This is a genomic window from Shewanella submarina (assembly GCF_042646185.1).
Lineage (GTDB): Bacteria > Pseudomonadota > Gammaproteobacteria > Enterobacterales > Shewanellaceae > Shewanella > Shewanella corallii.
Window position 1 is genome coordinate 629,498 of the sequence record NZ_JBHRTD010000018.1, and the last position, 19,597, is coordinate 649,094.

Annotated in this window: 25 protein-coding genes and 1 riboswitch; of the genes, 16 read left to right on the forward strand and 9 right to left on the reverse strand. The window is 50.5% G+C overall.

Translation table 11 applies throughout. The features are described 5' to 3' along the window. Positions 1-20 precede the first annotated feature (20 nt). The 5 genes from ACFOE0_RS19805 (at position 21) to ACFOE0_RS19825 (ending at position 4,401) form a co-directional block, all read left to right on the forward strand. A complete protein-coding gene (locus tag ACFOE0_RS19805; protein ID WP_248934301.1) occupies positions 21-1,361 on the forward strand; it encodes a sensor histidine kinase in 1,341 nt (446 codons plus the stop codon). Between the two features lie 91 nt (positions 1,362-1,452). Continuing rightward, complete coding sequence (iadA, locus tag ACFOE0_RS19810) at positions 1,453-2,619, forward strand: beta-aspartyl-peptidase (RefSeq protein WP_248934302.1); 1,167 nt, start codon at positions 1,453-1,455, stop codon at positions 2,617-2,619. A 160-nt stretch (positions 2,620-2,779) separates the two neighbouring features. Further along, positions 2,780-3,169 (forward strand): curli production assembly/transport protein CsgE, encoded by a 390-nt coding sequence (locus ACFOE0_RS19815; protein WP_248934303.1) that lies wholly within the window; start codon positions 2,780-2,782, stop codon positions 3,167-3,169. Positions 3,170-3,229: 60 nt separating this feature from the next. After that, a complete protein-coding gene (locus tag ACFOE0_RS19820; RefSeq protein WP_248934758.1) occupies positions 3,230-3,622 on the forward strand; it encodes a curli assembly protein CsgF in 393 nt (130 codons plus the stop codon). A 2-nt stretch (positions 3,623-3,624) separates the two neighbouring features. Then, positions 3,625-4,401 carry a CsgG/HfaB family protein gene (locus tag ACFOE0_RS19825; RefSeq protein WP_248934304.1) on the forward strand — a complete coding sequence of 259 codons (777 nt, stop codon included), beginning with the start codon at positions 3,625-3,627 and terminating at the stop codon, positions 4,399-4,401. 58 nt (positions 4,402-4,459) lie between these two features. Here the strand turns inward: ACFOE0_RS19825 and ACFOE0_RS19830 are convergent, their stop codons facing one another. Beyond that, positions 4,460-5,038, reverse strand: a complete 579-nt coding sequence (locus ACFOE0_RS19830; protein WP_248934305.1) for a TetR/AcrR family transcriptional regulator — start codon at positions 5,036-5,038, stop codon at positions 4,460-4,462. Positions 5,039-5,047: 9 nt separating this feature from the next. Next, positions 5,048-6,472 (reverse strand): coniferyl aldehyde dehydrogenase, encoded by a 1,425-nt coding sequence (locus tag ACFOE0_RS19835; protein WP_248934306.1) that lies wholly within the window; start codon positions 6,470-6,472, stop codon positions 5,048-5,050. Between the two features lie 209 nt (positions 6,473-6,681). Here ACFOE0_RS19835 and ACFOE0_RS19840 point away from each other — a divergent pair, with 209 nt between their 5' ends. The 4 genes from ACFOE0_RS19840 (at position 6,682) to ACFOE0_RS19855 (ending at position 9,639) form a co-directional block, all read left to right on the forward strand. After that, on the forward strand, positions 6,682-7,065 hold the full coding sequence (locus ACFOE0_RS19840) for a SpoIIAA family protein (RefSeq protein ID WP_248934307.1): 384 nt from the start codon (positions 6,682-6,684) through the stop codon (positions 7,063-7,065). Between the two features lie 133 nt (positions 7,066-7,198). After that, a complete protein-coding gene (locus tag ACFOE0_RS19845; protein WP_248934308.1) occupies positions 7,199-7,639 on the forward strand; it encodes a universal stress protein in 441 nt (146 codons plus the stop codon). 153 nt (positions 7,640-7,792) lie between these two features. After that, positions 7,793-9,070, forward strand: a complete 1,278-nt coding sequence (locus ACFOE0_RS19850) for a serine hydrolase domain-containing protein (protein WP_248934309.1) — start codon at positions 7,793-7,795, stop codon at positions 9,068-9,070. 134 nt (positions 9,071-9,204) lie between these two features. After that, entirely contained in the window at positions 9,205-9,639 is a 435-nt protein-coding gene (locus ACFOE0_RS19855) for a hypothetical protein (protein WP_248934310.1), read from the forward strand. Positions 9,640-9,659: 20 nt separating this feature from the next. On the opposite strand, the gene ACFOE0_RS19860 is transcribed toward ACFOE0_RS19855, so the two are convergent. Both ACFOE0_RS19860 and ACFOE0_RS19865 read right to left on the reverse strand, forming a co-directional pair. After that, positions 9,660-10,004, reverse strand: a complete 345-nt coding sequence (locus ACFOE0_RS19860; RefSeq protein ID WP_248934311.1) for a DUF1801 domain-containing protein — start codon at positions 10,002-10,004, stop codon at positions 9,660-9,662. Continuing rightward, a complete protein-coding gene (locus tag ACFOE0_RS19865; RefSeq protein ID WP_283106343.1) occupies positions 9,997-10,911 on the reverse strand; it encodes an AraC family transcriptional regulator in 915 nt (304 codons plus the stop codon). The genes ACFOE0_RS19860 and ACFOE0_RS19865 overlap by 8 nt, the downstream gene beginning before the upstream one ends. A gap of 128 nt (positions 10,912-11,039) precedes the next feature. Between ACFOE0_RS19865 and ACFOE0_RS19870 the strand changes: the two genes are divergently transcribed. The 5 genes from ACFOE0_RS19870 to ACFOE0_RS19890 all read left to right on the forward strand — a co-directional run bounded on the left by ACFOE0_RS19870 (position 11,040) and on the right by ACFOE0_RS19890 (position 15,103). Beyond that, entirely contained in the window at positions 11,040-11,672 is a 633-nt protein-coding gene (locus tag ACFOE0_RS19870; protein WP_248934313.1) for a cytochrome P460 family protein, read from the forward strand. Continuing rightward, positions 11,669-12,214, forward strand: a complete 546-nt coding sequence (locus ACFOE0_RS19875; protein ID WP_248934314.1) for a cytochrome P460 family protein — start codon at positions 11,669-11,671, stop codon at positions 12,212-12,214. The genes ACFOE0_RS19870 and ACFOE0_RS19875 overlap by 4 nt, the downstream gene beginning before the upstream one ends. A gap of 24 nt (positions 12,215-12,238) precedes the next feature. Continuing rightward, entirely contained in the window at positions 12,239-13,315 is a 1,077-nt protein-coding gene (locus ACFOE0_RS19880; RefSeq protein WP_248934315.1) for a DUF4331 family protein, read from the forward strand. A gap of 121 nt (positions 13,316-13,436) precedes the next feature. Continuing rightward, a riboswitch (purine riboswitch) is annotated at positions 13,437-13,536 on the forward strand. Positions 13,537-13,620: 84 nt separating this feature from the next. Beyond that, on the forward strand, positions 13,621-14,631 hold the full coding sequence (locus tag ACFOE0_RS19885; protein ID WP_248934316.1) for an adenosine deaminase: 1,011 nt from the start codon (positions 13,621-13,623) through the stop codon (positions 14,629-14,631). A gap of 22 nt (positions 14,632-14,653) precedes the next feature. Next, entirely contained in the window at positions 14,654-15,103 is a 450-nt protein-coding gene (locus tag ACFOE0_RS19890) for a hypothetical protein (protein ID WP_248934317.1), read from the forward strand. A 15-nt stretch (positions 15,104-15,118) separates the two neighbouring features. Here the strand turns inward: ACFOE0_RS19890 and ACFOE0_RS19895 are convergent, their stop codons facing one another. From ACFOE0_RS19895 to ACFOE0_RS19905, 3 genes are read right to left on the reverse strand one after another with little or no spacing between them, the layout of a single operon-like run. Further along, positions 15,119-15,658: a DUF924 family protein gene (locus ACFOE0_RS19895; protein WP_380712796.1), complete on the reverse strand. Its 540-nt coding sequence runs from the start codon at positions 15,656-15,658 to the stop codon at positions 15,119-15,121. A 57-nt stretch (positions 15,659-15,715) separates the two neighbouring features. Next, positions 15,716-17,212 carry a PH domain-containing protein gene (locus ACFOE0_RS19900; protein WP_248934319.1) on the reverse strand — a complete coding sequence of 499 codons (1,497 nt, stop codon included), beginning with the start codon at positions 17,210-17,212 and terminating at the stop codon, positions 15,716-15,718. Further along, entirely contained in the window at positions 17,205-17,744 is a 540-nt protein-coding gene (locus ACFOE0_RS19905) for a PH domain-containing protein (RefSeq protein WP_248934320.1), read from the reverse strand. Before ACFOE0_RS19905 ends, ACFOE0_RS19900 begins: the two co-directional genes overlap by 8 nt. A gap of 124 nt (positions 17,745-17,868) precedes the next feature. On the opposite strand from ACFOE0_RS19905, the gene ACFOE0_RS19910 reads away from it, so the two are divergent. Beyond that, entirely contained in the window at positions 17,869-18,162 is a 294-nt protein-coding gene (locus tag ACFOE0_RS19910; RefSeq protein ID WP_115135477.1) for a winged helix-turn-helix domain-containing protein, read from the forward strand. 16 nt (positions 18,163-18,178) lie between these two features. Here the strand turns inward: ACFOE0_RS19910 and ACFOE0_RS19915 are convergent, their stop codons facing one another. Continuing rightward, positions 18,179-18,502 (reverse strand): DUF2956 domain-containing protein, encoded by a 324-nt coding sequence (locus tag ACFOE0_RS19915; protein ID WP_248934321.1) that lies wholly within the window; start codon positions 18,500-18,502, stop codon positions 18,179-18,181. Positions 18,503-18,622: 120 nt separating this feature from the next. Here ACFOE0_RS19915 and ACFOE0_RS19920 point away from each other — a divergent pair, with 120 nt between their 5' ends. Beyond that, on the forward strand, positions 18,623-18,943 hold the full coding sequence (locus tag ACFOE0_RS19920; RefSeq protein WP_248934322.1) for a DUF3144 domain-containing protein: 321 nt from the start codon (positions 18,623-18,625) through the stop codon (positions 18,941-18,943). A 62-nt stretch (positions 18,944-19,005) separates the two neighbouring features. Here the strand turns inward: ACFOE0_RS19920 and ACFOE0_RS19925 are convergent, their stop codons facing one another. Beyond that, a complete protein-coding gene (locus tag ACFOE0_RS19925; RefSeq protein ID WP_380712798.1) occupies positions 19,006-19,578 on the reverse strand; it encodes a LysE family translocator in 573 nt (190 codons plus the stop codon). Positions 19,579-19,597: the final 19 nt, after the last annotated feature.

Sequence of the window (19,597 nt, forward strand, 5' to 3'; positions counted from 1 at the left end):
AGGCTTTGGGAGTAACAGGAATGACACTGGCTCTGCGACTCACTGGGGTATGTGTTGCCAGCTCTTTGTTGGGGACGGCTCTGGGTATCTGGATGTGGCAATGGCTGGGCGCCGGGGCGATATTGGCAGCATTGGTTATCGCCTGTATGGTTGCAGGGCTGGCCGCAAGATTACTGACCCGTCAGCTGCATACCAGCCTGGCCAGCCTGGAAACCGGTCTGTTAAATTTCAAAGATAATGACTTCAGTGTGCGTATCCCCGAAACCGGAAGTGGTCAGCTACATAATCTCTCCGTTCTGTTTAATGAGGCTGCAGCCAGGCTGAGACAGGAGCGTCAGTATATCTACCAGCGAGAGTTGTTGCTGGACAAGGTGATCCACAGTTCTCCCAACGTGATGCTGCTGTTGGATGACAACAACAGGGTGATCTACTCCAATGACGCAGCCCGTCATCTGTTGAATCAGGGCCAGATGATTAATGGTTTGATGTTGTCTGAGCTTGAAGTTCGCCTGCCGACTGAGTTTCATAACGCTCTGCAGTCAGGCACTGATGGTTTGTTCTCTGTCGGAGACGGGGAAGTGCAGACCTGGCACCTGAGCCGTGGCCGCTTTCAGCTTAATGGTCAGCGTCATCACCTGTTGTTGCTCAAGCAGATGACCCGGGAATTGAGTCGTCAGGAGGTCAGTGTCTGGAAAAAAATCATTCGTGTGATTGGCCATGAGCTGAATAATTCCCTGGCGCCCATCAGCTCTATGGTTAACTCGGGCAAACTCATCTGCCGTGACTATCATGAACCCAAGCTGGACCTTATCTTCAACACAATTGAGGACAGAACGGCCCACCTGAGTCAGTTTATTTTCAACTATACCCGCTTTGCCAAAATGCCTCTGCCGAGCCAGGAAACGGTAGAGTGGAGCCCATTTCTGGCGCAGCTTGCTGCTCAATACAGTTTTAAACTGGAGGGCGCTTTACCCGAATATCCCGGGTGGTTTGACCGTATTCAGTTGGAGCAGGTGCTGCTGAACCTGCTGAAAAATGCTCACGAATCAGGCTCTGCCAATGATGACATCTGTATGTTGCTGGAGTCTGAACACAGAGAGAGCAAATCCGGTGTGCGTATCAGTGTCAGCGACAGGGGCTCAGGGATGAGTGCCGATGTACTGCGACAGGCCCTGTTGCCTTTCTACTCTACCAAACGCTCCGGCTCCGGTATTGGCTTGTCGCTGTGTCGTGAAATCGTCGAAGCCCATGATGGTCAGATAAGTCTGCACAACCGGGAAGGTGGCGGACTGAGCGTGAACATCTGGCTGCCACTTGCTAATAGTTCAGCTGCACAACAGGACAAGCGTCACACTCAATAAGCCCCTTGCTTGTCGCATTTATTGGCTTTCGCTAATGTTGGGCTCAAATTAGCCCTCAGCCGCTTTGCGGTAACTTAAAACGGAAGCCCCCATGATTACCCTTATCCGTAACGTTGACCTTTATTCCCCTGAGCCCATGGGACGTCAGGATCTGCTGTTTGCCGCAGGCAAGGTATTGGCAATAGGCAAAAACCTTAATATTCAGGGTGAGCAGGTGGAGGTCCTTGATGGCTCAGATATGATCTTGATCCCCGGGCTGGTGGACCCATTGGCCCATATTACCGGTGGCGGTGGAGAGGGTGGTTTTCACACACGGACGCCCGCGATGGAGTTTACCGAAGCCAGCTTATATGGGGTGACCACTCTGGTTGGCTGTCTGGGCACAGATTCTGTCAGCCGTACACTGGAAGATCTGTTGGCCAGGGCCAAAGGACTGAAAAACGAAGGCTTGAATGTTTACTGCTACACAGGCTCCTACGCCTTTCCTGTGAAAACCCTGACCGGGGATATAGAGCGGGACCTGTTGCTGGTGGATGAGGTGATCGGTGTCGGTGAGATAGCCATTGCCGACCACAGAGGTTCCCAACTGTCTGCCTGCGAGTTGGCCAGAGTGGCTGCCCAGTGCCGTGTGGGAGGTATGTTGTCGGGCAAGGCTGGTATCGTATTTGTGCATGTGGGCGATGGCAAAACCGGGCTTAACATCCTGCACCAGGTGGCTGAGCAGTCAGATATACCTCTGACTCAGTTTTATCCGACCCATATCAACCGCAGCCAGCGCGTACTGGATGAGGGGATAGCCTTTGCCAGAGCTGGCGGCATGATAGATTTTACTACTTCTACCAATGAGTCCTGTCTCGCCAGTGGCGAAGTACCTGTTGTGGATGCCATTCGTCAGGCGATTGAGGCCGGAGTCTCCCCCGACAATATCAGCCTCAGTTCAGATGGTAATGCCAGCCTGCCTGTATTCAATGACAAGGGAGAGTTGGTCTCACTGGAAGTGGGACGGGTAGGCAGTCTGTTTGAAGCTCTGGCGGATTGTCTTAACGCCAAAATGTCACTGGGTGATGTCTTGCCCATGTTTACCCGCAATGCCGCCAGGACGCTGAAACTTAAGGGTAAAGGTGTGATTGAGGTGGGCGGTGACGCCGATATGGTGTTGTTGAATAAAGAGTTTGCCATTCAATCTGTTTGGAGTCGTGGTCGTCAGCTTGTTGCTGAGGGCAAGCCTGTTGTCAGGGGAACGTTTCAAGCTAATTGACCCTACCCCAAAGTAGTATCTGAGATAGCCCGACCTACCCGGTCGGGCTATTTTGTTTCTGCGCTGGTGCTTTGCTGAGTCGGTATTGCTAGATTAAAACTTCGTTCGTATCGGATTTCGTGGTCAATTGTCACGGAACTGGACTCTGGTTGGGTGAGAGATGTTTGTCTGCAAAACTCTGATACTGGTAATTCTGCTGCTGATTGCTCCGGCTTCCCGGGCCAGTGACGACATAGAAATTAGTGGATTGGTGATCGACCGAACCCTGACCCGGTTTGGTAAAGATTTCGCCTTTTATTATTCGGGTTACTGGCGGGACCTGACTTTTACTCAAGGGGCAAATGTGACCCTGACTGAGACTGTCTTCCCTCAGGCTGGAACCAAGCTGACCGTCGAAATCAACGGCACGCTTATCTATGTGACTCACTTTGGTCGACGTGCTTCTCCCGTGAAAGAGCGCGCCGAAGAGGCAGTACTGAGAACCGTGGATTATCTGGCTCATATTCAGGCTGAGGCATTGTCAGGTGAATTGGCGGCCGGGGGACAGTGATTTCCCCGCTGTATTGGGCCAAGGATTGGGAATATAAAGATGACAAATAAAGCAAAGCTAATCGGGTGGCGGCCATTACTGGCAGGACTCAGTCTGGCTTTCTGCGCTTCCTCCGGGGCGACAGAATTGGTTTATACGCCGATCAACCCTACCTTTGGTGGAAACCCACTTAATGGCACCTTTTTGTTGAACAAGGCCAATGCCCAGAATAAGCATACAGAAGCGGCCGACGACAAAGACTTCGAAACCCGATTCCGGGAATCCCTTGAGCGCAACATTATTAATACCATTACCCGCAATGTCGCTGATGGCGAGTTGACTGAAGGCTATTACAACACGGGACAGCATGAAATCCAGATAACGCCTACCGCTTCCGGTGTCACCATTACCATCACCAATATTCAAACCGGTGAGGTCACTGTGATTGAAGTTGATACTCCGGGAGGCGGCTAATCATGAGAAAGCTATTGATATCAGCCATCCTGCTGCTGTTGGGAGGGTGCAGTCTCTTCCCTAAACCGGATGTGAATCTCACCGAGGCAGAAGTCAATCCGGTCAGTGACACTATGAAGTCCATCAAGGCTATGCCTGTCCCCAGGAGTACTATCCCGGTGGCGGTTTACTCCTTCAGAGATCAAACTGGTCAATATAAACCCCAGGCCAATGTGTCCTCCTTTTCTACTGCGGTCACGCAGGGCGCGACCTCTATGCTGGTGCAAACCTTGTTGGAGTCCGGCTGGTTCACTCCGGTGGAGCGGGAAGGACTGCAAAACTTGCTGACAGAGCGCAAGATTACCAACAAGAGCAAAGGCAAAGAGGAGCTGCCAGCGCTGACAGATGCCAGGCTCTTGATTGAGGGCGGGATTATCGCCTACGAAACCAATATCAACACAGGCGGCAGTGGCCTGGGCTACTATGGTATTTCAGCCTCGGAGCTGTTTCGTGAAGATCAGGTCACCATTTATCTGAGAGCTGTGGATGTGTATACCGGCAAAGTGATGATGTCCGTTTCTACCACCAAGCGGGTTTACTCTCAGGAGATGCGGGCCGGTTTGTTCCGTTATATCAGCTTTAAAGAGTTGGCAGAGGCTGAGGTGGGTTTTACCACCAATGAGCCTGTACAGTTTTGTGTATTGTCAGCGATTGAGCTGGCGGTGTCTGAACTTATCCAGCAGGGGATCTCCAAAGGGTTTTGGCGATCGGAGCAGGAGTTGGTCAGAAACGGCAGCTGATGGTATTTTTCCGCAAAAAGCCCGCTTAAGATGCGGGCTTTTTTGTTTTGAAATGCCGTCAGTTGTGAATTGGCGCTATTGACTGCCAAAACTGCTGGAAGGCAGCAGCCTGATATTGCGGCTGTTGCCAGCGTGCCGGGTTGTCCAGAAAAAAGCGGGTGGCAGCCAAAAACTGGCCATGGCAGTTCTCCAGCATCAAATCTACCGGGAAGTCTGCTATCTCGCCGGCTTGCTGACCCTGTTGCAACAGGTCTCCCAAAAATCCCAAAACCTCCTCCATCGCCATCTTGCGTATCTCAGGTGATAACGCCGGAGACATACAAAACTGCTGGAAGAAAAGTTGTTTCTGTGGATTATTGAGTGCCCATTGCATCCCGGTTTGCCAAACATGATGGGCGTTATGCCGCAAACCGGATTCAGGCTTGAGCCCTGCCTGCATCTCCACGGCCAGCTCCTGCTTTACCGTCAGGAAGAGCTCAGCAAGCAAAGCATCCTTGCTGGCAAAGTGATGAAACAGAGTACCGGTTGCTACCCCTGCCGCTTTGGCGATGGATGCTGTGGATGTGGCATGGTAGCCCTGCTCGGTAAACAGGGCTAAGGCCGCATCAAGAATTGCCTGTTTCTTATCTGTTCGCATTTTACCTCCTCAACGCACGAAGAAGTTAACCAGTATCCTTTGCAGCCAATTGCCATAGGGAGGGTGGACCAATTTCCCGGTATTCAACTTACCCCGGGCCAGCACAGTTCTGGCATGGCTGAACTGCAGGAAACCTTCTTTGCCATGATAGTGCCCCATACCTGAAGGGCCTATGCCACCGAAGGGAGCATCGTCGGCGGCCACGTGGAACACGGTTTCATTGATACAGACACCACCTGAATGGGTTTGATTGAGTATGGTTTGCTGGGTGGCTGAATCGAAGCTCATCAGATACAGGGCCAAAGGGCGGGGTCTGTCGTTGATAAAGCTGATAGCCTGTTCGAGATTTTGATAGCCAATTACTGGCAGCAGTGGGCCGAATATCTCTTCCTGCATCAGACGCATATCCTGAGTGACACCTGTCAGCACCTGAGTAGCCAGTTTGCGACTATCCGGGTTGACCGCTTCGCCTGAAGCACTGTGAACTGTGGCACCTTTGGCTTTGGCATCATCCAGTAGCTCCAGCAGTCTTTGGTACTGGCGGTCATTGACCACATTGCCGTAGTCCGGGTTATTGGCCACTTCGCCGTACATATACATAAATTTCTGTTGGTAGGCGGCGACGAACTCATCAATGCGATCATTCGGGCAGAGTACATAGTCGGGAGCTACACAGATTTGACCGGCATTCAGACACTTCCCGTAAATCATACGCTCAACCGCATCCGACATAGGGATATCGGGAGCAATAATCACAGGTGATTTGCCTCCCAGTTCCAGCGTGACTGGTGTCAGATTATCTGCTGCGGCACGCATAACATGTCGGCCAACAAGCGTGGAGCCGGTAAACAGTAAATGGTCAAAAGGCAGGGCAGAAAAAGCTGCGGCTATATCGGCTTCACCTTCGACGATGGCAACCTGCTCCTCCGGGAACACTGAAGCCAGCATCTTGCGCACCGCGGCATTGGTAGCCGGAGTGAACTCGGACATCTTAAGCATGGCTCTGTTACCCGCAGCCAGAGCAGTGGTCAATGGACCAAGAGACAACATGACGGGGAAATTCCAGGGAACAATAATGCCTACAACCCCCAATGGTTGGTAATGCACTTTTACGCTGGCTGGAGCCAGCATCAGACCTGCGTGACGACGGCTGGGTTTCATCCAACGCTTCAGGTTTTTAATGCTGTAATTGATATTGTTGATGACCGGCATAATGTCAGACAGCATGGTGTCATCTGCACTGCGGTGACCATAATCATGGCTAAGGGCTTCTGTGATTTCCGCCTGGTGGGACAGCAAAGCCTGCTTCAATTTCTTCAGCCACTCAATACGGGTTGCAGTATCAGCATAGGGTTGACTTTGGTAAGCCTGACGCTGACTCGTAAGGAGCTTGTCCAGATCACTCATATGTTGCTCATTGATGGCCATATTCATTGCGTTTCTCCCTGTGATACTTAAACCGACTGATTAGTCGGTCTAATCCTACGTGAGCTGATGCTTCAGTGCAAATTTTGCGCTTGCGTGATCTGTGTCACGTCTGCATTCTGGTGTCAGACTTACACTGAAACCGAAAGGTAAATTCCTGGCCAGAAGTCATCAGGGCGGGAAGTTGCCAGTTAAGACAATGCCATTGAGGAGGGAATATGAGTATCAAGCGCCATGGTATTTCTGTGGGCATTGAGCGAATCGGTGATGATGATTTTTTTCTGACCTTCAAGGCGGTGGGGAAGTTAACCCATGAAGATTACCAACGTATGGTGCCCATGCTGGAGTCGGCTATCGCTGGAGTGGAGGACCCGGATATATACGCTGTATGTGATGTGACCGAGTTGGAAGGCTGGGAAGCCAGAGCCATGTGGGATGATCTCAAGCTGGGTATCAAACATGGTAAGCACTTTGAAAAGATCGCCGTGGTGGGTAACTCTACCACTCAGGAGTGGCTGACAAAGATTGCAGACTGGTTTACGCCCGCCGACGTAAAGTTCTTTGTAACTCAATTTGATGCGATAGTCTGGCTGAAGGATTAGTTCATAATTCGCGCAATAGGCTGTGCTAACCTCGGGTTGGGAAGCCCGGGTATTACAGGTAGGGATAAGCTGGAAAACTTCCGCCCTCAGGCTCCCCGGTTGACTGTCAGGGCTACAAACAGGAGAGTTAATTATGCGTACCCGCAATATTTTATGGCCTACTGATTTTTCTGAGACTGCTTCCCATGCCCTTTCCTATGCTGTTGAAATGGCAAATCTTTATAATGTTGGACTCAGGGTTCTGCATGTTGTTGAACAGCTCTCCGGCGATGAAAATTTCCAGGTGTTGGTGATTACGCCGGAAGAACTGATGCAGAGTATGGAGGCGGCAGCTGCCCAGGAGATGCAGAAATTGCTGGCTGGCCTGAACACCGACCTGAAAGTGGAAACTCTGGTTCGCCGCTGTGAAGAGAACAATATTGCCGAACAGATAGTTAAAGAGGCGGGGCAGGGCGATATAGGGATGATTGTGATGGCCAGCCACGGGCGCACAGGTTTATCTCACTTCTGGCACGATAATGTCGCCGAAAAGGTGGCTCAAAAAGCTGAATGTCCAGTGCTTATCGTTAAGTAATCAGTACATTCCCATTGCAAAAGGGTCCATTGGACCCTTTTGGTTTTTCTCTATTACCAACAATCACTAAGACTCTTCTACTGCCTTAGTAATTTCCGCCCCTCTAATCTGTACCTGAATCAATCAGGAAGAACACTTTTCAGAGAGGCGTTTATGAAAAAATCAATTATTGCGGTCATGCTGGGGCTGGTTTGCGTTGGTGCACAGGCATCTTCTTTTCACGGACCTGACAAGGCCTTTCTGGCTCAGGCAGAGGCTGTTGGCGTTACTCAGCAAAACTGGGATAGCGGCAAGAATGCCAAACTAACCATGCAACATGCCTGGCGATTTACCCACCACTATGTGTTGGAGAAAGGTGAATATGTTCATCATCTGGGGGAAGCATCAGGGCTCGACCTGACCAAGCTGGCGGCATTGGATGTAGATGGTGTTCATCCTATGGATGTCATCATTCGTGACCGATTGAACCAGGAGGCTCTGGTGATCCTTAAAGATGGCAAATTGGTTGATGAGTACTACTTCAACGGACTGTCCCAAAGCAGCACCCATTTGCAAATGTCAGTAACCAAGTCATTTACCTCCATGACATTGGCAACTCTGGTGGCCGAGGGCAAAGTTGATATGAATGCGCCTATCACCACTTACTTACCAGAGTTGAAATCTTCGCCTGCTTTCGCCAATGCGACTGTGCAACAGGTGGCTGATATGAGATCAGGTATTAAGATCGAGGCTGAACCAGACAAGAGCTGGGATGAGCGGATGACCATAGTGCAAGATTGGAATGGTGTTAATACCACTCACCCAGAGCTTGAGTCAGTGCTGGACTTTGCCAGTCTTTTAAATGCCCGCTCCGATGTGGCTACCGGCGAAGCCTATGACTATCAGTGTATTAATACCGAGATGCTGGGCCTGATTGTGTCCCGGGTAACAGGTAGACCATTAGCCGAGGAACTGGAGGCAAGACTGTGGAAAAAAGTGGGCTTTGAACAGGATGCCAAATTGATGGCCAACGCCAAAGGTGAAGCCGTGGGCTCTGGTGGTCTGAACGCCACCCCAAGAGATGTGGCTCGCATGATGGATGTCGTTATTAATGGTGGAAAGAACCGTGCCGGTGAGCAGGTTGTCCCCAAAGCCTTTATTGATAACCTGTTGGCTGGAACCCAAGAGGCAAAAGCGGCCTGGAAACTTGGGCCTGAATCCCAATTGGCGCCCAATGCCTGGTATCAGGATCAGCTTCGTGTCTTCAACCACGATGGTCATACGTTTATCGCCTTTGTCGGTATCCATGGTCAGGTCACTGTCGGTGAGCCAGCGACTGGAGTTGTTATCCATATGAATGGTGCCCAGGAGCAAACCCAGGCCACTCGAACGGTTGCCATCACCTTCTTGGATGTAATTCCAACTTTGCTGAAAGCTGCAGCCCGCAGCTGACAACCACAGCCAGTAGATTCAATTGCCGCCCATAAGGGCGGCTGGAGCGCTTTATGAAAGTCTATTCTATTTCGAATATTTGTCTTCTCGTTGCTTTATCCCTTTCCGCTTCATTGCTATCCGGGTGTGGCTCCATGGAGGCATTCAAGGTGGTTAATACAGTAAAGACCATCCAGGCACAGACGGATTACGCCCTGATATTTGATGGTAACAAAGGCATCTATAACGCCAATGATGGCAGGCAGTATCAGGTGCCTCCTCCACATAAAGAAGATCATCCCAATATTATGGTTTGTTACAGCAATTCAGGCCTGTTCGGCAGTTCCGATGAAGCGCCTTTACGGACTGTTGCCGATGAAGTTCTGGCATCACGGGATAAGGGAAAGGTTGCGGGCAAAGGCAAGCGAGTTGGGGGATATGGAGAAGGAAGAGTTTGCTATGATTTTGTCATAGTCGATAAAAAAAATTCCGAACCTGGCGAAGAGGCTCCCATTGGCGCTTACCTTGATCCGGAAACCGGAGAGGTGGTTGTCGTTGGTGAAGCAAATTACGACAAGTCTGTGGAATAACTCTGTGCCAAGCGGCTCAATCAGCCAGCATGGTAAGCCTGCTCAAGCAAAGCCACGACTGGCAGTGAGTCGTGGCTGAGTGAGCCACTGAATTTAATATGCCGCATCAATTTGCCATCGCCTTCAAGCAGCCCTTCAGGGTCAGACAAGCCAGCTCCCAGCTCAAATCCCAGAGTGGCGTGATTTTGGGCTGAATCAAGATAGCAGAACAGACCTTTGCTGTTGGAATAGCAGGGGCGTCCCCACTTGAACTCCTCCCTGATATCATCGCCCAGTTGCAAAATTCTGTGTCTGAGGCTGTTTACTGTTGTCAGTTGAGGAGCGGGCACCTTGTGCAGCCAGGCGTTTATTTCAAATTCAGACATCTTTGACTCCTGTTTGCTCAGGTTTGGGCTTGCGCAGGTCTCCCGGGGGAAAGCCAAACTGACGAATAAAAGCGCGGCTCAGGCTTTTTCCTGTGGCAAAACCCACTTTGTCAGCCACCAAATCCAAGGGTAAGCGTGAATGTTGAATAAGCTGGAAAGCCTTATTCAGTCGCCATTGAGTGACATACTGAATAGGAGACATCCCCAGTTCAGTATTAAAATGCCTGACCAGGGTGGCGGCAGACATATTGGCAGTGGCGGCAAGAGAGGAGAGGGTCCAGGGAGCGGCAGCGTCTCTGTGAATATGGGCCAGCACCTGACTCAGCCTGGGGTTTCGTAGCGCCGCCACAAAGCCTGAAGGTGAAGGGTCCCTTTTCATACAACGATGCGCAAGCAGGATAAACAGGATTTCAGAAAGCCTGTCTATGATAGGGCTGCGAAGATTGCCAGTTGCGCGGATCTCTGAATCTATCAGGCACACGGTTTGCCACAGAGGCTCATCATGGGAAATATCATGGGCGACCAAAATCTCCGGCATAGCTTCCAACATGGGGTGACTCAGTAGCTCTTCGTACTCCACCATTCCGCAAATCACCCTGTTGGTGACTTCACCATGTTGGAATAAAGGTGCATGTAGTTTACAGGCATCTATGACTGCTTCACTTTCTGCCAACTCTCTGCCTTCCATATCGGCAATCCAGTGCTGCCCGCCTTGGGGCAGCAGAGCAATATTCATCTCACTGACATCACGCACCTGCTCGCCACTCCCCACCACGAAGTTCCCCTCCATGGAGATATGGAACCTGGGAGCTTTAATCGCAGGCAAACTCATTCCCCATGGGGCGGCGAGACTGGAATGGAAAAATATACTGCCTCTGAGTTTCAGGACATCAAACATATCCCCCATAACATCCAGGCTGTTTTGTTGAGGATTGATTGTTTCGGAGTGTTTTATGCGCGCTTCGGAGGTCAAGTTGAATATCCACACTGTTTATAGTTGTTAACGCAATGTAAAAACAATATCGAGGAAGAGTGATGAATACAACTTATCGTGCGTTAAAGCTGGGAGGCTTGCTGCTTGGCCTGGGGTTCAGCGGCGGAGTATTGGCCGATGAATACTACAGTATCAAGAATGGTGAGCTCGAGCGGCCGACCGGTTACCGCGAGTGGGTATATGTCGGTACGCCGGTGACACCCAATGATATGAACAATGGCAAGGCGGCATTTCCCGAGCACCACAATGTGTACATTGACCCCAAGAGCTGGAAGCACTGGAAAAAAACCGGCGAGTTCAGAGATGGCACCATTCTTATCAAAGAACTGGTGAGTGTGGGCAGCAAAAATGCGGTCAGCGGTCAGGGGTATTTCCAGGGTGAGTTCCTCGGGTTGGAAGCCACCATCAAGAGCAAGAAACATTTCCCCAACGAACCGGGCAACTGGGCTTACTACTCCTTCTCTGATGCGACCCACAAGAATTTGAGCAAGACAGCCAAACCATTCCCGGCGGCAGCTTGCAATGCCTGTCATGAATCAGCGGCGGCTGATGACTTTGTGTTTACCCAATACTATCCGGTACTGAGAGCCGGTAAAGGTAAGGGCAAAGCGGCCAGCGGTGGTTATGACGACAAACTGAATAACAGCTATGTAGAGCCCAAGGGAGGCAAATGATGAGAACAATTGCATTAGTGGCTTTGTTGGCAGCAACTCCTGTAATGGCCGGCGAATTGTCGCCAGTGGTCGACGGCAAGGGAGAGATCAGCATGCCGGAAAACTTCCGGATGGATATGGTGCATCTGGGTTCCTGGTTTGTGCCTGAAGGTGATGCTTCTGGCTTTCATGATGTTTATGCCGACCGCAAAGGTGTCGAAGCATATCGTCAGTCCGGTACCTTCCCCGATGGCACAGTAGTGGTAAAAGAGCTTCGTCCGGCGGCAAGTGGTGACTTCACCACGGGTAAAGATGTGAGTTACAGCACCACAGACGTAAAGCAGTGGTTTGTGATGGTGAAAGACAGCAAAAACCGCTTTGCCGACAGCCCAAGTTGGGGAGAAGGTTGGGGATGGGCCCTGTTTAAGCCAGGTGTTCAGGGCAATCAGTCCGCTAACTATAAGCAGGATTGTCTGGGATGCCATGTACCGGTAAAGGACAAGGATTGGATCTACACCCAGGGCTATCCGACTTTGATTTCTGTTGATTTGAGCGGCAAGTAAGGCTTGCATAAACAGGAGGAAACTATGACCGCTAATATGCAGAGATTGCTTAATGGTTTTGGTGTCAAAGCCGTCAGTGCACTCCTTGTGTGCCTGGCCGTTGTGGCCCCTTCTCTGGCCAGCCATCACTTCGAAAGTGATTTGTCCCGTCAATACCCTCAATTTGATATCACTGACCTGTTTGTATTTGATTCGGAGCAACCCAATTACACCAGTTTTATGATGAATGTGAATCCTGCCACTGCCAGAGATGGCAAGCCTGGGTTTGGTGAAAACGGGGTATACAGTTTTCATATCGCATTTGATAAAGCTGCCGGGTTGGAGGGAATCACAATAACGGCTTCGCTGCAGGGAGATGAGTGGAGCTTTGGGATGGCTGAAGGCGCCAATGCAGCTATTGGTGTCAAAGGTAACACTTTCGGTAAGGCCAAGGTTGGAACAACCAAAGTCTTTGGCAATGGCATCAAGGTTTGGACTGGCGCTGCCCGGGATACATTTGTGGGCAACTCTGAAGGGATTCTCGGATTTATGGGTAAGCTGCTGGGCCATGGGCAATTTGATCTTTCTGCGTTTGATAAGGGGGTCGATCTGTTTAAAGACTTTCAGAGTAGTGTGATTCTGATTGAAGTACCCAACAGCATCTTGTCTGGCAAGATATACACCTATGCTTCCAGTGCCATGTATTTAAAAGATACCTGGGTTCAGGTTAACCGATTGGCTAATCCCCTGATGACGCATATGTTTATGGCAAACAATAAGATGGAAATTGCCGAGCATGTTCATCATCGTCCTGACTCAGATGCTTCCCGGGAATATGCCGTCTCAGGAGTGACCTTAAGAGCAGTGGTTCTGGATGGAAAAATGGCGTTGCCTGTTGCGTACGCAGATAAGGTGGCCAAAATGATGTTGCCTGACATGATCCCTTATCAGGTCGGCTCAAAAGCGAAATACAGTTTTGAGTCAATCAATGGCAGAAACCCTGCCGATGATGCGATGGATGCGGTCTTGAGTATTTTGGTGGGAAGGGAGATTACTGACAACGCCAATACATTTGACCGCCACCCTCAGACCTTTCCCTACGTAGTACCGATTAACCCCTGATTCGATGTGAGTTGGATATCAATGCCGATGGCTAAGCCATCGGCATTTTCAATTCGGTAAAAGTCATGGTTGCCCATTAAAACGCTTTATGGAAAAATTCGCGCAAAGCTTGCCTATGGAGATAACTCTTGGCAGCTTACTTCGTATAACCCCGTTAATCCGGTACGGGGGTCTCTACCTGGAACCATAAACTCCAGATTACGAAGAGTGAGGTGAACTGCCCGCTCTTTGTATTTTCAATCTATTTGGTACCAGAGCTTCACCTCATATCTTTCTTCTAACGTAAAACGATATTGAGAGAATCTATGCAAGACTTTATCGCCGGTTTACCCAAGGTAGAACTCCACCTCCACATTGAAGGCACCCTTGAGCCTGAGCTTATGTTTGAGCTCGCACAGCGCAATCAGGTACAGATCCCTTTTGACTCCCCTGAAGCTGTGCGTAATGCGTACCAGTTCCATAATCTGCAGTCATTTCTGGATATCTATTATCAGGGGGCCAATGTGCTGCTGCATGAACAGGACTTTTTCGACCTGACCTGGGCTTACCTGCTGCGCTGTCAGGATGACAATGTGATGCACACGGAGATCTTCTTCGACCCGCAAACTCACACCGACAGAGGGGTTTCGTTTGAGACTGTCATTAATGGGATTCACGGGGCTCTGGTTAAGGGTGAGCAGGAGTTGGGGATCAGCAGTCAGTTAATCATGTGCTTCCTGCGTCACCTTTCTGAAGAGGCTGCATTTGCCACGTTGAAGATGGCTCTGCCGCACAAAGACAAGATAGTCGGGGTTGGACTGGATTCATCTGAGTTGGGGCATCCACCTCAGAAGTTTGAGCAGGTATTTGCCAAAGCACTGGAAGAGGGTTTTTTGACTGTGGCTCATGCCGGCGAAGAGGGCACACCCCAGAATATCCGCGATACTCTGTCTTTGCTCAAAGTCAGTCGGGTCGACCATGGTGTAGCCTGTGCAAAGGATGAAAGCCTGATGGATGAACTGGCGCAAACTCGCATGCCGTTGACCGTGTGTCCATTGTCTAACACCAAGCTCAAGGTGTTTGCGCAGATGCAGGAGCACAACATCGGCCAGTTGCTGCGCCGGGGTCTTTGCGTGACCGTAAACTCTGATGACCCGGCTTATTTCGGTGGCTATATGACAGACAACTTCAATGCCATTGCCGATGCGCTGCCGCTGACCAAAGATGAGCTGGCGCAGTTTACTCTGAATGCCATCGAGGCGAGTTTTGTGGATGAAGCCGAAAAGATTGCCATGGTAGCCAGAGTCAGAGCTTATATGCTGGCTTTTGCGCAGTAGGATAATCATGCAGGGAAGCGCTATGTTTTTAGGCCGAGGGGCGTTAGTCGTTTTGATATCCTTTAGTTTGCTGGGCTGTGTTGTTGATAATTGTATTCAGCCCATAGTGACAGACCCGAAGGCTGCTGAAGGTCAATATCAAACTCATCCGGCGACGCCGACGGTGTGGCGTGGTATTTACACCAGTGGCGTCGAAGTGAGCGAATTCGCCCCTTGTAACTCACCCGATCAATATTACTGGCTGAGCCTGGCCCAGACGGATGTCGGTTTCGATAGGCTAAAGAACCGTGTGCATGAACTCCGGCTTGCCAGAGGTGAGCCTTATCCTGCAGTTTACATCGAGTTTGTGGGGGAGGCGGTCGGCAAAGCCAGCGACGGATTTGCCGCTGACTATGATGAGGTTATTCAGTTACGTCGATTAGTGGACTTTGATGACACCTTGCCAGCTGAATGCCCGGCCAATATGGATTAATCTGACCTGCAAGCCTTAGAAAGATGAGCCGGGCTGTTTGAGAAACTCCACCTCTTCAGGTGTGGACTTACGGCCCAGAATCTTATTTCTGTGGGGGTAACGTCCAAACCTGTCGATAATCTCTTTGTGCCTCAGTTCGAAGGGCAGATTGTCGTTTACCGCGTCTCTGCTGAACAGGGTCACTGCTACTTCATGAATGACTCTGGACTCACTGTGCATATAGGGCATGTAAAGGAACTGAATCTGCGCCTGAGAAAGTTCCTCTTCTGCATGGTGCGACACAGCTTCCTGGGCCAGCGCCAGCGCCATGGTATCGGCTTCAAATGCCATGGGGGAGTCACGGTAGACATTCCGGGAAAACTGATCCAGCACGATAATTTCAGCCAGCCTGCCTTTTGGGGTGGAACGCCAGTGATAGAGTTCCCCTTTTTTGGCTGGCTCAATGATGCAGCCAAATCTTTCAGCGACCAGTTGATCAAATGCCGGATCTTTCACCCACCAGGATTTCTGCTCTATCTCTTCAAACCAAAACGTCAGCACACTTTCAGGACTCATTGACATAGCTGGCTCCTCGGCTGGCTGTTAAGCCTTACTCAGGGTTGAATTGCTGCTCTAAATCCAATTGCTGTGGTCAGTTCGCGTGTGCTTAAGCACCTTCTCTGCGATCAAACGCGCATGGCGCAAAGGGATTGAGGGCAGACTTACTGTGCCACTGGCCAGCCCGAGTTGCAAATTCGCAAGATGTTTACGTCTCTGGCCCGGCGTCTGGCGGATACAGACATGCTGCACTTTACCCAGGGGAATACGCTTCCAGTTGCGGCCTATCACTCCTGTATGTTGCCACACCACCTCTTTGCCCAGGCGGTATCCCCACTTTCGGTACCTGAGCCAGATCACCACTGATGCCAGGGTTGCCCCCAACCAAAGGGTCAGTGTGAATGGATTGGCACCCAAACTGAAAGAGTTGAGTAAGGGAATAATAAAAGGCAATGGCAGGCGTCGCCAAAGCCAGTCACTGTGGATGGGTAAATATCGGGAAGGCAGTTTATTGTCAGCGTCTGAAAAAGGAAAAGTCCGGCTAATAAGCTGATTCACTTCAAAGGGCTTCAGCGAGGGAGTCAGCAGGGATTTGTCGACAACTTTTTCGACCTCCTGGCCCTGAACCTGTCTGAATATCACTGTCCAGAGTCCCAACAACCGGGCGATGAAGGGTTGTGATGCCTCTAATATCTGTACTCTGCGTATCGGCAAGCCGTCTTGCTGGTGGGAAATGACTCCGCCGGAGCGTTGCATGGTTGATGCTGTTCTCGTAAGACGAAAGGGGTAGTACTTGAGTATAGTCGCCAGCACATTAATTCCGGTTATCAGCACCGCCAGTACCAACAAAAGCACAGTGGCCAGCAAAATCTGCAGTATCAAGCCTTGGTGATTAAAGCCTTCTATCAGGGCGTTGTGTTGCACCATATCCACCCAGACGCTCCATTCCAGGGTACCGGATAATGGGCCTAAAATTGCGGCCGCCCAAATCAGGTTATTGCTATAAAGCCCAAATAAACAAAGGGCTTTGGCATCCCTGATGACCAGCAATTCTCCTTCGTGACCTTTGTCCAGGCTCAGGTCGGTCGAGATACTTATCTCCTGGCTGTCACCTTTACCCAGCCTGAGTAAATGTTGCTTCATCTGCTGAGCTTGTTCTCTGGCAATGGCCGCTAACTCGACCTCATCTTTCTTGGAACCGGCAGATTCGACCACCAGAGTACACAGCCCGAAAGGACGATAGTAAAAGGGCTGTTCAAGACGTACATTTTGGATCTTGTCCAGTGGTAGCTCCTGACGTTTGGTAAACAGGGCTCCGGAACGGACATTTAATTTGTCATCGGACAAGCGGTAGCGAAACTTGAGCCACTGGATTAAGGCATAACCCAGAATCAAGAGTAACCCAGCGGCTATGGCAACGGGGATCCAGGGGGAGTCGAATCCAGCTTTCCAGCCCGTGACCACAAAGGGGATGACTGCGAAGCCATTACTCAGCAGTTCGATGGCACTTTTAAATACATAGTTGATGATTGCCCAGGGGGAGAGTCGGGACCAGGACTTGAGTTCACTCATCAGGCTCGTGTCCTGCAGAAGCCAGTTTAAGTAAATGCTGCCTGAGTTGCTCTGCAACCTGAGTACTGAGCCCTGGCAGCTCAATTTCGGCACTGCCACTGCCGGCACTGAAACACTTTAATGTGAATAGTTTGAATTTGCGTTCCACTGGATTTTGTTCGAGGCTGACATGTTGCAGCCTGGTGTAAGGCATAGCGATGGTTGAGCGCCAGAAAAGTCCTTTACGGATCATAAATTCATACGGAAAAACGGCATATTGGAGTTGTTTTGCTTGCAGATGTATCACTATGATGAATAAGGCGCCTATAAAAAACATCAGGCTTATCAGCATGATTAACTGGGGCGAGGTGATGGTTGCACGAAGGTAAAGCAGCACGGAAACGATGCTGAATACCAGTAGCACACCTAAACTTGAAACCCAGGAGACCATGGTGACATAAGCATCGCCGACAAATGTCAGAGGTTGGCGATCAAGTGGCGTCCACTGACTGGGAGGAAGTTGTCTACGGCTTTGCGCGTAGCGGCAGCTCATGATGTATCCCTGACTAAAAGTTGCTCATAGAGCATCACTATAACAATGGCCATAGGTGACACACCATGGCTTGTTTACAAATGTAAACATATTGATTTATCGGGACGAATAAAAGGCATATGGAATGGAAAATGTCAGCAAGCAGCATAAGGCGTTTCTACGGAAACTGTATTTAGCCTATCTGATTGGGCGCGAACAACACAATTTGTTGTCTTTGCAAAAGGTCACGGGTATGCCCAGACGCACATTACAGGATGCCATTGCGGCATTTGGTGATGTCGGCATTGAGGTGAGTTTTGTGCAAAGCGGCGTCAGAAATAACGCCGGCTATTATCAGATTGATGACTGGGGACCTATCCAGTCAGATTGGATAGCACAAAGGCTTCCATATATGGCATCGCTATTGGCTTCATCCTGAATCCAATTAGCTTGGGTTAGTGCGTCATCACATAGAGTGAGATAAATCCAAGCCAGCTCAATGCCAGCAAGGCCCAGGGCAGCCAGGCGCGCCCAGGGGCGGAGTAGTCTGTTGGCTGTTGGACCTCGTTAGCCGCAGAGGTTTTGGCTTTCTGTTGCTGTTTCCTGGCTTTATCCCTTTCTCTGGTTTTGACCTTCTGCTGCTTCTTATATTCCGCTATCCCTTTCTCAATTCCCTGTGCAATCAGCTTGGTTTGCTCTTTGGTCTGTCCCGGTTTCTGGGTAGCTTTGGCAACACGCATAGCTTCGTTGCGGGTTTCTTCTGACACGTTGTTTTTCATTGCTGGCACTATCGGTGGGAATTGCCGCCGACTATATCACGCTCACTGCTTTTGCGGGTTAACATGGACGTAAATTGAGGTATGATGCGGGCAATTGAATGTTAGAGGAGTTATCCGCAGATGTCTGAGCAAGCAAACGGCAAGAGCCTGTACCAACTGGCTGACCAATTTATCGCACTGGCCAATGAACTGGCACAGGAAGAGCAGGATGTTGGTAAGGTAGGTACTGCGCTGCGTTTTGCCGCCGCCCGTTTCAACGCCTTTGAAGCCGCGATAAAGTCTGCGGATCTGGCCGCTGAAAAAGACAATGCGCTGGAGTGGTTTGCCAGTGAGTTCAAAGAGATGTTGAGCGACAACCTGGATGACCATATTGCCAATCCGCCAGTGACTCAAACTGAAGAAGCTGCCCAGGACGACTCTGTGCAGATCTTCAAAGGCTAATCACTGCAAAGTAACAAAAAAAACGCCATCAATTGATGGCGTTTTTTATGTGCCTGTGAGCGTTAACTCCACAGCGTGGTATAGACAACTCTGCAGGCCAACAGTATCAGTACGATTCCCGACAATCTATCAATCAATTGGGCATTGGCTCTGAGTTTCGGCAGCACTCTGGGATGGGAGAGCATCAAGGCCACCAGGGTGTACCAAAGGCCGTCCATCAGTAGTGGCGTCAGCACGATCAACGTCTGACCAGTGACAGTGTCCGCGGCTTTCACAAACTGGCTGAACAGCGCCAGAAAGAACAGCAGGATCTTGGGATTAAACAGGGAGATAGCCAAACCGTCACGGGCAGCAGTCAGCCAACTGGCTTGCGTGCCGGAATCAAGCTTGTCCTGCACTCCGCCTTTGGCGTTCAGCGCCTGCCAGCCCAGCCAGGCAAGATAAGCTGCCCCTGCCAATGCAATACCATTAAACAGCAGAGGTGCCTGCTTAAGCAGCACCGCCAGTCCCAGAAGGGTGATAAGGGCGTAAATCCCTATCCCCAAAGCGTGGGCCCAGGCGCACACTATGCCCTTTAGCGGGCCGCCACCCAAAGTGTGGCGGATCACTATTGCCAGACTGGGGCCGGGCGACATTGCACCCAGGATACAGATA